Raw genomic sequence first — 12,230 nt, 5'->3', positions numbered from 1 at the left:
GGGGCTCCGCATCCTCCGTCGAAGCCCCTCATATGAGGACTATACGCACTTGGACGTGGTCGATTAACCGGCACTTAGAGGGGAATCCCGCCTCTCATCCGAGTTCACGCAGGATCGGGTTCTCATCCTGCGGATCCGCGATGACCTTCGTGATCTCATCGAGCCCCAGCACGGGGAAGCGCGAGACGGCGCCGATCTTCTCTTCGCTCGCCAGCACGAACACGTCGGCGCATCGAGCGGCGATCGCGCGCTTGGTGACGGCGTCGTCGAGGCGCCCGGTCGTGCAGCCGTGATCCGGATGGATGCCGGTCACGCCGAGGAAGAACGCGTCCGCTCCCAGTCGCCCGATCGCCTCGAGTGCGAATCCTCCCGCGGCGACGAGGGAGTGCCGATCGAGTTCACCTCCGACCATGAGCACGCGGGCGGCCGAATGATCCAGCGCGGTCAGCGCCACGGTGGGACTCGGGGTGATCACGGTGAGGTCGGCGCCGTGCGGCAGCATCCTCGCCATCGTGAGCGTCGTCGTCCCGGCATCCAGGACCACCGTGGAGCCGGGCTGGATCAGCGCCACGGCCGCGCGCGCGACGCGCTCCTTGCTCTCCGACGCGACAGCGAGCCGCCGGGCCACCGGGGCGTCGGCCTCGGGGACGGGCAGCGCTCCGCCGTAGACGCGGATGCAGGCGCCGGCATCCGCCAGCTCGCGCAGATCGCGGCGGATCGAGTCCTCGGAGACGCCGAGGTCGGCCGCGACCTCCTTGGCGACGACCCTCCCCTTCTTCCGCAGGACGGTCAGGAGATGATCCTTGCGCTGCGCACCCAGCATTCCCACTTCTTCCTGTTGTTGCATGATCTTGCACGGTTAACGCTACAGTGTCCGACATGAAGAATCCACTGATGATCCTGATCGCCGGCCCCTATCGCTCCGGCACGGGCGGAGACCCGGATGCGATCGCGCGCAACCTCGAACGTCTGGAGGAGTCGGCCGCTCCCCTTCACCGCCTCGGCCACGTGCCGATGATCGGCGAGTGGGTGGCGCTGCCGGTTCTGCGCGGCCTGTCGGATGAGGAGGCGGAGCGCGGTGACGTCATGTACGAGGTCGCCGCCCGCCTGCTGCAGCACTGCGATGCGGTGCTGCGTCTGCCAGGAGAGTCGTCTGGCGCGGACAACGATGTGCGGATCGCCCGGGAGCGCGGCATCCCCGTCTACTTCTCGATCGACGAGGTCCCCGCCGCCTGACCTCTCGCCTGTGTCACGGGGCACCCGGCCGATCGGATAGACTGTTCAGGTTGTTCCCTGGTGACGTGTCCGAGCGGCCGAAGGAGCACGCTTGGAAAGCGTGTGTTGTGCAAGCAACCGCGGGTTCGAATCCCGCCGTCACCGCCAAATGACTGAAGGGCCTCACGGAGTGGGGCCCTTCAGTCATTTATTGAGTGCTGTGGGATTCGGGGAGCCCTGAGCGCAGCGAAGAGCGGAGTCCCGCCGTCACCGCTAATGCAGTTCGCTCAAACCCCCAGCAAGCGAGAGCTTGGGCGAGGGCTTTCGTCCCGCTGAACCAATTACCGTTCAGGATGAGCTCTCTCTCGGCGCTGACCTCTTCCCAGCTCCCTGGCGACACGATCGGTATCTATTCGGGAGTTCTCCGGGGCGGCCTATGGGGAATCGGTTGAGGCTGGTGTCACTTTCGCGGCGAGCCGCTGGGCAGCTTCGTCCCATAGCTTCTTGTGGTCGTCGATACGCCCAGCGTGCATAGCGAAGAGGACGACGCTGGCACTAAGGAGGCAATCTGCCACCTCCAAGACCTCTGACATAGCTCCGATCTTCGGCACCGACGAGAACAGCCCGTCATCAACCTCAGTACGGTCATGAAGCTCAAACTCTGGCCAGTGCTTACCATGTGCGGCTGCGGCCGCGCATCTCCAAACACGCTCGACATTGCCAGCGCTCGTCATGGAGACTGGCTCAGCAAGACTCAGAAACTCAGTCGCCTCACGAATCATGTCCAGATATCTCGGCGGACGGAACGTTCGAGCAGTGACACCCAGCGCCGCAAAGATGGAGTCTCGGCGGCTCTTCAACTCGGCGCGGCTTTCTTCATCTACCGCTGCTTTCAGCTGTTCATTCAAGTCCCACGTTGCGAGCATGATGTAACGCGCCCCTCGCACCTTGGGGTCCTCCGGGCTGAGTACCCAGATTGCCTGAGAGGCGGACTCGATGGCGGCTCGCGCCAGCGTGAAGACCGGTCGCAGCGCGTGTACCGTCACGTGGTCGGGATGGAATTTCAACGGAGCCGCGTAGTCCGCCCATAAGACCAGGTGGTCGGCCGCTGACTCAAGAAGGCCGTGGCAGAACCATGCCATGTTCCTGAGCGGATCGTCCGAGTTAGGGCGCAGGAATGATCCCTCTCGAGGAGGCATGATGCGCAGGAGTACTTCCGCGTTGAGGCGTGCACCAACCGCAGCCTCATTCCACGCCCTGGTCTCTTCAACCTCGATAGGCTGTGGCTCCAAAGGCCCATATTCAGTAGACATGATCCTCATCCAGTGACCTGCGTTGCGTCGTGCAGTTTCACGGAAATTGTAGAGGGCAGTCGCGACACGCGTTCGTGGCGAAATCATCGACGCGCCACCACCCACTCCAGCAGCCGTTTCGTCCCCCATGACGGGTTCGAAAGCCATACGCTGGGGACCGCCACACGTATCTGATTCCGCGGGATTCGGAGACCTCTGAGCGCACCGACGAGCAGTGTCCCGCCGTCACCGCCCTCCCCCGTCAGTCGAACAGCACCCCGTAGCTCTTCCCGCCGGGCGCCGCGGGGAGCTCCGTCATCCCCAGCCGCTCGTAGAACGCGGCGGCGCCGGTGTTCTCGGGGTCCATGCCGAGGTGCAGTCCCTGCACCCCGCGGCGGCGGAGCTCGGCGAACAGCGTCTCGATGAGCGCACGTCCGAGACCCTGCCCCTGGGTTTCTGGGAGCAGGTCGATGTGCAGATGAGCGGGGTACTCCGCGGCGTTGGGGTCGATGCCGGGGGCACGGCCGTAGCCGTACTCGACCATGCGGTCCTCACGGGTCACGACGGAGTCGGGCCGCGGATGCTTCTCGTGGAACGCCGGCCACCACTCGTTGCGGAACCAGGTGTTGAAGGCGTCGGTGTCGTCGGTCGCGACGATGTACCCGATGGCTCGGCCGTCTTCGGACTCGACGATCCACGCGAGGTCGGGGTGCCGTTCGACGTACGGGACGGCGAACAGGTCTCCCCAGAGCGCATCGTCGGAGAGGATGCCGGTGGCGTCGGTGCCGGCATCCGCCGTCCTGAGGCAGATCTCGTACATCGCTGCACGGTCGCTCGGGCGATAGGGACGGATGACAGACACGGGAGCTCCTCAGCGGGTTCGGGTTTTCAGACTATCGGCGCGGGTTCGCGCGGGGACCGCAGCCCCTGCACCCACGGCAGCAGCCATGCCGCGAGGAGCAGCACGGTCGCCGCTCCGACGAGGGCGCCACCGAGGGTGTCGGTGGCCCAGTGCACCGACAGGAAGGTGCGGGAGAGCGCCATGGCGACGATCCAGACCGCTCCGGCGATCGCCGTCCACACCCGCGGGAACAGCACCCAGACGACGAGCGCGATCGTCGCGGCGTTGGCGGTGTGCCCGGAGGGGAACGACCCGAAGTCGCTCGCCACGATCATGTCGTCGGGTCGCGCCCGACCGAACAGGTGCTTGAGGATCTGCACGGCTCCGGCGCTGGCGGCGAAGCAGAGCGCCGCGAACACCGCGGCACGCCATCGCCGAGCGAGCAGCAGCGCGAGCACGGCGAGCAGCGGTACAGCGAGGACCGCGATCCATCCCCCGCCGATGGCGTTGAGCACCATCGCGAAGTCGACCATCGCCTCTCCGCGGTGCGCGGAGACGAAGTCGTTCCACCACGTGTCGAATCCCGGCGGCTCGGAGTAGCCGAACACGATCACGGCTCCGAGCAGCACGGCGGCGGCGAGCAGACCGAGGCCCCACCACAGCAGCATCCGTCTTCTCATCGGACCATTCTCCCCGAGCGGCGATCAGGGGGCGAGCATCTCGACCGTACGCGGGCGCACGATGAGCCACAGGGCGATCACGCCGATCGCTGCGCACCCGACCATGACGGAGGCCATCGTGGTCGCGGTGATCCCCGCGCCCTTCGACACCCAGCCGACGACCGGCGAGATGAGACCGGCGACGCCGAAGTTGGTGGCTCCGATGACGGATGCCGCCGTGCCCGCCGCCTTGCCGTGGCGGTCGAGCGCGAGGACCTGCACGTTCGGGAACGTGAAGCCGCAGGCCGTCATGAAGACGAACAGCGGGATGACGGTGCCCCACAGACCGAGGCCCAGCTGGTCGGTCACGATGATCGCGATGCCCGCGATGAGCAGCACGCCGGTGGAGTACGCCATGACCCACTGCGGCCCGAACCGGGCGGCGAGTCGCGCCGCGACCTGGACTCCCGCGACGACCCCGAGGGAGTTCACCGCGAAGAGGAGGCCGTACTGCTGCGCATCCAGCCCGTGCGTCTGCTGGAAGAGGAAGGGAGAGGCGGAGAGGTAGGAGAACAGCCCGGAGAACGTCATGCCGCCGATGATCAGCACGCCGATGAACACCCGATCGCTGAACACCGAGCGGTACCGCTGCAGCACGGTGGCGCCGCCGCGGTCCTGTCGACGCGCCACGGGGAGCGTCTCGGGGATGAAGAAGATCGTGGAGACCAGCATCACGACCCCGTACACGGCGAGGACGCCGAAGATGCCGCGCCAGGGCATGAGCGTGAGCAGCCACGATCCGATCAGTGGGGCGATCACCGGGGCGACGCCCGAGACCAGGGCCAAACGCGACAGCATGACGACGAGGCGACGTCCACCGAAGAGGTCGCGCACGATCGCCATGGCGACGACACCACCGGCCGCGGCACCCACACCCATGAGCACGCGGGCGGCGCTGAGCAGGAGCAGATCGGGGGCGAAGGCGGCGCCGACGCTCGCGAGCACGTGCAGCGCCGTGACGGCGATGAGCGGGACCCTGCGGCCGACCTTGTCGCTGAGCGGGCCGACGACCAGCTGTCCGAGGGCGAAGCCGATCATGGTGCCCGTGAGGGTCAGCTGGATCGCCGCGGCCGTGGTGTCGAAGTCGTGCTCGAGCACGGGGAACGCGGGCAGGTACAGATCGATCGTGAACGGGCCGAGCGCGGTGAGCGCGCCGAGGAGCACGATGTAGAGAAGGCGACGGCCATTCGAGATCGAATCCCCGGGGTGCAGCATGATCGGCGCGGTCGCCGGGTTGGCCCCCAGGGTGCGGATCGCGCCGGTCGCCGAGGGGACGCGGATGCTCCCCGTTGCGGTGCGCTCGGGGTCGTTCGAGGCGGGGTCGGTCGTGGGCGCGTCAGACACAGAGGGCTTTCGAGAGGAGCGGATGCCGTCGAATCGATTCGACAACGAGACTCCATGTTACCGCTCGACAGCCGTGAGTTCATCACCGAGAAACCTGTCCAGGCCGTCGCAGATGGTCGATCCCGGGCGAGGTCGGTCCTCCATCGCCGAGACTTGGCATGATCTCTCTATGGGCTTCTCTCTGCACTTCTTCAACCTCGGCGACGGTGACGTCGTCGATGCCGACCGCACAGGGATCGAAGAGTTCCTCACCGCCAGAGATCTCCACGTGGAGGGGGAGGCCGGCAACAGTGCCATCGTCGACTCGTCCGGTCAGCGGCTCGCCTTCGATGGATTCTGGAGCGATCTGCACATCGACCCGCTCGACCAGGAGGATGCGGTCAGCGGTGGGATCGATCACGCCACCCTGACGGCATCCGAGTGCGCCTTCATCTACGGTCTCTGCTCCGCCGGGAGGATGATGATCGTCAACCCCCAGGGCGACCCTCTGTACATCGTCGTCGGACGCACGCACAGCGAGGACGACGTCCCCGAACCCGATGACACCGTCTGGGTCGAGTCGCCGGAAGAACTCGCGAACGCGCTCGGGTCAGGCTTCGGCGAGTTCCGGGAGTTCCTGCAGAGAGTGCAGGCCACGCAGGATGACCTCGAAGCCCCTCGTCCCGTCGAACCTTAGCCGGAAACCGCGCGGAACGACCCGCGCGCCAAGAGCCTCAGCGGATGATCTTCTCCAGGGCCTGCTCCAGATCCGCGATCAGATCGGCCACATCCTCGATGCCCACCGAGAGGCGGACGACGTTCTCCGGAACCGCGAGAGCAGTGCCACGCACAGAGGCGTGCGTCATGTCGGAGGGGTAGCTGATGAGCGACTCCACTCCCCCGAGCGACTCGGCCAGCTGGAAGACCGAGGTGGACGACGCGAACGCCCGTGCCGCGTCAGGACCCGCGGAGAGGGCGAGCGACAGCATCCCCCCGAATCCGCTCATCTGCGCGGCAGCGATCTCGTGTCCCGGGTGCGACGCCAGACCCGGGTAGTACACGGTCTCGAACTCGGGACGGGACGCGGCCCACTCCGCGACGGCCTGGGCGTTCTCGGAATGCTGGCGCACCCGGACCGCGAGAGTCTTGATGCCGCGGCTGGTCAGCCAGGCGTCCAGAGGCGCGGACACGGCTCCGACCGCAAACTGCTGGAACTTGATCTGGTCGTAGAAGCGATCGTCGGCGAACACGACGGCGCCGCCGAGCACGTCGGAGTGCCCGCCGAGGTACTTGGTGGTCGAGTGCACGATCAGGTCGGCGCCGAGAGACAGCGGCTGCTGCAGCGCCGGTGAGGCGAAGGTGTTGTCGACGACGAGGACGGCCCCCGCGTCGTGGGCGATGCCGGCGAGCGCGGCGATGTCGACGATCTTGAGAAGCGGATTGCTCGGGGTCTCGACCCAGACGATCTTCGTCTCCGGACGGATCGCCGCGGCGACCTCGTCGGCATCGGAGAGTTCGACGGTCGTGGTCTCGATGCCCCACGGCGCCAGCACCTTGGTGAGCAGGCGGTACGTGCCGCCGTAGACGTCGTTGCCGAGCAGCACGTGATCGCCGGGCTTGAGGATGCCGCGCAGCAGCGCGTCCTCCGCGGCGAGGCCCGATGCGAAGGAGAGCGCGTGCGCGCCGCCTTCGAGCGCGGCCAACTGGGTCTCCAGGGCCGAGCGCGTGGGGTTGCCCGCACGGTTGTACTCGTAGCCGTCGCGGAAGCCGCCGATGCCGTCCTGGACGTGGGTGGACGCCTGGTGGATCGGAGGGATGATCGAACCCGTCGTGGGGTCCGGCGCCTGACCTGCGTGGATGGCTCGGGTGGCGAATGCGTGATCGGACATGTCTTTCAGACTACGTCCGCATTCGCCACCCGAGCTCCACCGTTACGGTCCGGGTCAGCCCTTCGTCGAGCCCGCGAGCAGGCCGCGGACGAAGTACCGCTGGAGCGAGAAGAACACGATCAGCGGAACGATGATCGACACGAAGGCGCCCGCGGTGAGCAGGTACCAGTCGTTTCCTCGCGTTCCGGTGATCTCGGCCAGCAGCTTCGTGATCGGCGCCGCTGCCCCGTCGGCGAAGACGAGGGCCACGAGCAGGTCGTTCCACACCCAGAGGAACTGGAAGATCGCGACCGACGCGATCGCCGGCATCGTCAGCGGCAGCACCACCCGGAAGAAGATCTGCCCGCGCGATGCACCATCGACGCGCGCGGCCTCGATGATCTCGCCGGGGATCTCCGACATGAAGTTGTGCAGCAGGTAGATCGCCAGCGGCAGCGCGAACATCGTGTGCGCGAACCACACCTGCGCGTAACCCTGGGAGGCCTCGAGCGGCGTCGTGATCTGCACGCCGAAGAGGTTGATCCCTCGCGAGAACGAGCTGAGCAACGGCACCAGGGCCATCTGGATCGGCACGATCTGCAGAGCGAACACGAAGATGAACAGCGCGTTGCGTCCCTTGAAGTCGATCCACGCGAACGCGTAGGCCGCCATCGACGCGATCATCAGCGGGATGAGCGTCGCCGGGATCGTGATCGCGATGGAGTTCACGAACGACTCGACGATGGTCAGCTGAGTGGTGCCCGACTGCAGCACCTCGACGTAGTTCTCCAGCGTCACCTGCGGGTTGGCGAAGAACTCCCACCATCCGCTCGAGGAGATCTGATCCTTCGGACGGAACGAGGAGATGAACAGCCCCAGCGTCGGGATGGTCCACAGCACCGCGATGATGATCGAGGCGATGGACGCCCAGGGGCGCGAGAGCCGCTTGCGGGCGCGCCCGGCGGAGGCCTCCAGCCTGCCCCCGGTCGTGATCGCGCGGGTGCTCTGAGAATCGGTGGTCACGGCGCTCATCGGATCTCCCGCTGCTTCTTGATCTGGCGTGCGTTGTAGATGACGATCGGCAGCACCAGGAGGAACAGGATCACCGAGAGCGCTGCGCTCCGACCCGCCTCGAACTTCGAGAACTGCGTGTACATCTCATTGGCGAGCACCGAGGTGCCGTAGTTTCCGGCCGTCATGGTGCGCACGATGTCGAACACCTTCAGCGAGGCGATCGAGATCGTGGTCAGCACGACGATCAGGGCGGGGCGGATCGACGGGACCGTGACCGACCAGAAGCGCTGCCAGGCGTTCGCGCCGTCGAGCTCTGCCGCTTCCAGGAGCTCCTGCGGAACGCCCTTGATGGATGCCGAGAGCACGACCATCGCGAAACCGGTCTGCACCCAGATCAGCACCACGATGAGGAACAGGTTGTTCCAGGGCTGGTTCAGCAGCCACTGCTGCGGAGTTCCGCCGAACCAGACCAGGATCTGGTTCAGGAGGCCGATCTGCTTGAACTCGGCGCCGCGGTACTCGTACATGAACCGCCAGATGATGCCGGCGCCGACGAACGAGATCGCCATCGGCATGAACACCAGCACCTTGTAGATCTTCTCGCCGCGGGTGCGGTCGATGAACACCGCGTAGGCGAGGCCCACGAGCGTCGAGACGGTCGGCACGAGCAGCACCCAGATGATCGAGTTGATCACGGAGGTGATGCCGTCTGACTGGGTGAAGATCCAGATGTAGTTGGTGAAGCCCACGAACTCCTTGCCCGTCGAGCTCCAGAACGACGTGTACATCGTCTGGATCGAGGGGAGGATGAGGCCCACGAGCAGCAGCAGCATCGCCGGCGCCATGAACGCCACCAGCTGGATTAGGTACCCCGCCCCGTCACGCGAACGGAAGTCGAGGAGGAAGAACACGGCGCCGACGACGACGGCGACGCCCATAGCCCAGTAGTAGGACTGGAAGAACCACATCACGGCGAGCGGGATGAGAAGGCACATGGCCAGACGCACGCCGGTGTAGAGGGCTCCCTTGCGTGGAGCTATGTCCACCAGCAGCAGGATGATGGCGACGACCACCGCGAATGCGATGACGACGACCACAGCCTGCAGGATCGGCGGGAGCATGCCGATCCATCCGAAGAAATCTTTCGCGGTCACGGATTCCCCTTCATGACGCAGAACAGAATGTCAGGTCCGGGCGACGATGCACGGGCCTGTGAGAGCACGAGGGCCGCCCCGACGGGGGCGGCCCTCGTCACCGATCAGCTGGCGGGCCAGCCGGTCTGGATCTGGGTCAGGACCGCATCGGTCGAGTCGCCGTTGATCCAGGCGACCATGCCCTTCCAGAAGGTGCCGGCGCCGACGGCGCCGGGCATCAGGTCACTGCCGTCGAAACGGAACGTGGTGTCCTTGTCCTGGAGGATCTTGATGGTCTCCTGCAGGATGGGGTCCTTCGCGTTCTCGGGGTCGAGGCCGTTGTTGGCGCTCGTCACGCCGCCGAGGCTGACGCGGCTGTTCGCCCACTCCGGGCTGGACAGGTACGCCAGCACCTTCTGCGTGGCCTCGGAGTCACTGAACGCGCCGACGATCTCGCCACCACCGGTGACCGTCGTCTCACCCTCGGTCTCGCCCGGGAGCATGAACGCCCACACGTCGCCCTCGGGCGAGATGTCGGTGCCCTTCGGGTAGAAGCCTGAGAGGAACGACGCCTGGTGCGTCAGAGCGCACGAGCCGTCCGCCACCTTCGGAGCCACATCGCCGAACGCCGTCGAGTTGATCGAGCGCACGTCGCCGAAGCCGGCGTTGACGTAGTTCGGGTCGAGCAGGATCTTCCCCACGGAGTCGAACGCGCCCTTGATCGCGGGGTCGGTGAAGGGGACCTCTCCGGTGACCCACTTGTCATAGACGTCGGCGCCCGACTGGCGGAGCACGTAGTCCTCGATCCAGTCGGTGCCCGGCCAGCCGGTGGCCGTGCCGGACTCGAAGCCGGCGCACCACGGAGCGGTGCCGGTCTTCGACTGGATGGACGCGGTGAGCGTGTTCAGCTCGTCGAGCGTCTTGGGAACCTCGACGCCCCACTCCTTGAACTTCGTCGGCGAGTACCAGATCCAGCCCTTGACGTTCGCCATGAGCGGCGCACCGTAGAAGGTGTCGTCGACCGTGCCGTACTTGACCCAGTCCTTCGTCCAGTACTTGTTGGCGTTGTCCTCAACGTCCTTCGGAGCCGGCTTGAGGTAGTCGCGGCTCGCGAAGTCGGCGAACAGGCCGGGCTGCGGGAAGATCGCGATGTCAGGCGGGTTGCCGCCCTGTGCGCGGGTGCCGAGCTGCGTCTCGAAGTCCTGGCTGCCCTCGTACTTGATGGTGATGTCGTTCTCCTTGGCCCAGTCGGCCCAGGACTGCTGGAGGAGCTTCGCCTCGTCGTCGACGATCGTTCCGTAGATCGTGACGGTCTTGCTGTCGCTCGATCCGCCGCCTCCGCCGCTCGGTGCTCCGGGTGCCCCACACCCGGCGAGCGCGATACCAGCGACCCCCAGTAGTGCCAGCGGTGCGAACCGCCGTGAACGCTGTGACAGACCCATGTGGTTTCTCCTCTTCGAGTAACTGGCCCCCACCTCGACCGCGCCCCTCACGGCGCGATCGGGAACCGATTCCAGGACAACCTACCGGCCGCGAACGCCCCGACACAATCGGGAATTATCACAAGCTCGCAACCTTTCTGATGGATCCCCCAGATCTGTGGGAGCGCTCCCTCGCCGAAAGTGTGGAACCGGTTCCCTTCGAGGACTCCGAAAGGCTACGCTGTCAAGGGTCTGCCGACGCAGACCAGGGTCGAGGAGGACCGGGGATGAGCACGATCGCCGATGTCGCGGCTCGCGCAGGCGTGTCCAAGGCAACGGCGAGTCGGGCTCTCAGCGGGAACGGCTATGTCTCGGATGACACCCGCAAGCGGGTGCAGGATGCCGCATCCGAACTCGCCTACGTCGGGCATTCCTCCGCGGTCAGCCTCGCAACAGGACGCACGGGAACCGTAGGGGTGGTCATGCCCCCTGTGGATCGGTGGTTCTTCTTCGAGCTGCTCTCCGGCATCCAGGACGCGCTGCTCGCACTCGACTACGACCTGGCGCTCTACGGGATAAAAGAGAGCACGACCACTCGGCAGCAGCTCTTCGACACCGTGCTGCCGCGGCGCCGCTTCGACGGGATCATCGCCGTCGGCATCCAGCCGAGCGCCCACGAGCTGGAGAGGCTGCAGCGCTCCGAGAGCCCTCTCGTATGCGTCGGCGCGTACAGCGAGGACTCCAGCGCGGTGTCGATCGATGATGTCTCAGCCGGCCGTATAGCGACCGAGCATCTGCTGGATCTCGGGCACACGCACATCGCATTCGTCGGGGGGTCCGCTGACAGCTCACGCCTCAGCGTGGGCGACGCCCTCCGCGCCGAAGGGTATCGAGAAGCTCTCTCCGCGGCGGGCCTGTCGGCATCCGCGCGCTTCGTGGAGGCGACTCCGAACATGCCCGGCGGATACGAGACCGCCGTCGAGCTCCTCGGGGACCGCAGACGGCGCCCGACCGCGATCGTCGGAGTCTGCGACGAAGTGGCTATCGGGGCCACCATCGCAGCCCGCCGGCTGGGCATCGCCGTGCCGACCGAGCTGAGCATCATCGGTGTAGACGATCATCAGCATGCCGCGATGTTCAGCTTGACCACCATCAGGCAATCTCCGCGAGAGCAGGGCGCAGAGGCTGTGCGACTCCTGCAGCAGCGCATGGAGAACCCTGACTCCCCGCCCGAGCGCGTGGTCACGGCATCCGCCCTCGTGGTGCGCAACTCGACCTCCGCGCCGCGCACCTGAACCCGGTCGACGAACCGGCCCCGGCATGCACGAAGGCCCCGGGGATGAACCCGGGGCCTTCGTTGAAGCGTCGAGACGCGATCGGGTCGGAGCGCGAGCGCCGACCCTG

Annotated in this window: 12 protein-coding genes and 1 tRNA gene; 4 read left to right on the top strand and 9 right to left on the bottom strand. The window is 66.3% G+C overall.

Annotated features, from left to right (window positions below; translation table 11 throughout):
* Window positions 1–94: 94 nt before the first annotated feature.
* The gene (locus tag LC438_RS05125) at window positions 95–823 is read right to left on the bottom strand and encodes a DeoR/GlpR family DNA-binding transcription regulator (protein ID WP_105674144.1); all 729 of its coding nucleotides are present in this window, start codon (window positions 821–823) and stop codon (window positions 95–97) included.
* Window positions 824–879: 56 nt separating this feature from the next.
* Between LC438_RS05125 and LC438_RS05120 the strand changes: the two genes are divergently transcribed.
* Both LC438_RS05120 and LC438_RS05115 read left to right on the top strand, forming a co-directional pair.
* Window positions 880–1,236, top strand: coding sequence for a DUF4406 domain-containing protein (locus LC438_RS05120; RefSeq protein ID WP_223586017.1), 357 nt, complete (start codon window positions 880–882; stop codon window positions 1,234–1,236).
* A gap of 59 nt (window positions 1,237–1,295) precedes the next feature.
* Window positions 1,296–1,383, top strand: a tRNA-Ser gene (locus LC438_RS05115).
* 266 nt (window positions 1,384–1,649) lie between these two features.
* Here LC438_RS05115 and LC438_RS05110 read toward each other — a convergent pair.
* The 4 genes from LC438_RS05110 to LC438_RS05095 all read right to left on the bottom strand — a co-directional run bounded on the left by LC438_RS05110 (window position 1,650) and on the right by LC438_RS05095 (window position 5,411).
* The gene (locus LC438_RS05110; protein WP_223586016.1) at window positions 1,650–2,528 is read right to left on the bottom strand and encodes a hypothetical protein; all 879 of its coding nucleotides are present in this window, start codon (window positions 2,526–2,528) and stop codon (window positions 1,650–1,652) included.
* A 241-nt stretch (window positions 2,529–2,769) separates the two neighbouring features.
* Window positions 2,770–3,369: a GNAT family N-acetyltransferase gene (locus LC438_RS05105; RefSeq protein ID WP_223586015.1), complete on the bottom strand. Its 600-nt coding sequence runs from the start codon at window positions 3,367–3,369 to the stop codon at window positions 2,770–2,772.
* A 26-nt stretch (window positions 3,370–3,395) separates the two neighbouring features.
* Entirely contained in the window at window positions 3,396–4,028 is a 633-nt protein-coding gene (locus LC438_RS05100) for a phosphatase PAP2 family protein (protein ID WP_223586014.1), read from the bottom strand.
* A gap of 24 nt (window positions 4,029–4,052) precedes the next feature.
* Window positions 4,053–5,411, bottom strand: a complete 1,359-nt coding sequence (locus LC438_RS05095) for a multidrug effflux MFS transporter (protein ID WP_374197866.1) — start codon at window positions 5,409–5,411, stop codon at window positions 4,053–4,055.
* 169 nt (window positions 5,412–5,580) lie between these two features.
* Here LC438_RS05095 and LC438_RS05090 point away from each other — a divergent pair, with 169 nt between their 5' ends.
* A complete protein-coding gene (locus LC438_RS05090; protein ID WP_223586013.1) occupies window positions 5,581–6,087 on the top strand; it encodes a hypothetical protein in 507 nt (168 codons plus the stop codon).
* A 37-nt stretch (window positions 6,088–6,124) separates the two neighbouring features.
* Here the strand turns inward: LC438_RS05090 and LC438_RS05085 are convergent, their stop codons facing one another.
* The 4 genes from LC438_RS05085 to LC438_RS05070 form a co-directional block, all read right to left on the bottom strand.
* Window positions 6,125–7,279 carry a cystathionine gamma-synthase gene (locus LC438_RS05085; RefSeq protein WP_223586012.1) on the bottom strand — a complete coding sequence of 385 codons (1,155 nt, stop codon included), beginning with the start codon at window positions 7,277–7,279 and terminating at the stop codon, window positions 6,125–6,127.
* Window positions 7,280–7,333: 54 nt separating this feature from the next.
* Complete coding sequence (locus tag LC438_RS05080) at window positions 7,334–8,290, bottom strand: carbohydrate ABC transporter permease (RefSeq protein WP_105674154.1); 957 nt, start codon at window positions 8,288–8,290, stop codon at window positions 7,334–7,336.
* The gene (locus LC438_RS05075; RefSeq protein WP_223586011.1) at window positions 8,287–9,426 is read right to left on the bottom strand and encodes a carbohydrate ABC transporter permease; all 1,140 of its coding nucleotides are present in this window, start codon (window positions 9,424–9,426) and stop codon (window positions 8,287–8,289) included. Before LC438_RS05075 ends, LC438_RS05080 begins: the two co-directional genes overlap by 4 nt.
* 104 nt (window positions 9,427–9,530) lie before the next feature.
* Complete coding sequence (locus tag LC438_RS05070) at window positions 9,531–10,847, bottom strand: ABC transporter substrate-binding protein (protein ID WP_105674156.1); 1,317 nt, start codon at window positions 10,845–10,847, stop codon at window positions 9,531–9,533.
* A gap of 266 nt (window positions 10,848–11,113) precedes the next feature.
* Here LC438_RS05070 and LC438_RS05065 point away from each other — a divergent pair, with 266 nt between their 5' ends.
* Window positions 11,114–12,121, top strand: coding sequence for a LacI family DNA-binding transcriptional regulator (locus tag LC438_RS05065; protein WP_105674158.1), 1,008 nt, complete (start codon window positions 11,114–11,116; stop codon window positions 12,119–12,121).
* Window positions 12,122–12,230: the final 109 nt, after the last annotated feature.

It is taken from the genome of Microbacterium sp. OVT16B (genome assembly GCF_019969705.1).
In the GTDB taxonomy this organism is placed as follows: Bacteria; Actinomycetota; Actinomycetes; order Actinomycetales; family Microbacteriaceae; genus Microbacterium; species Microbacterium natoriense.
The sequence above is the reverse complement of the archived record's forward strand: the minus strand, read 5'-3'. Positions and strand labels throughout refer to the sequence as shown.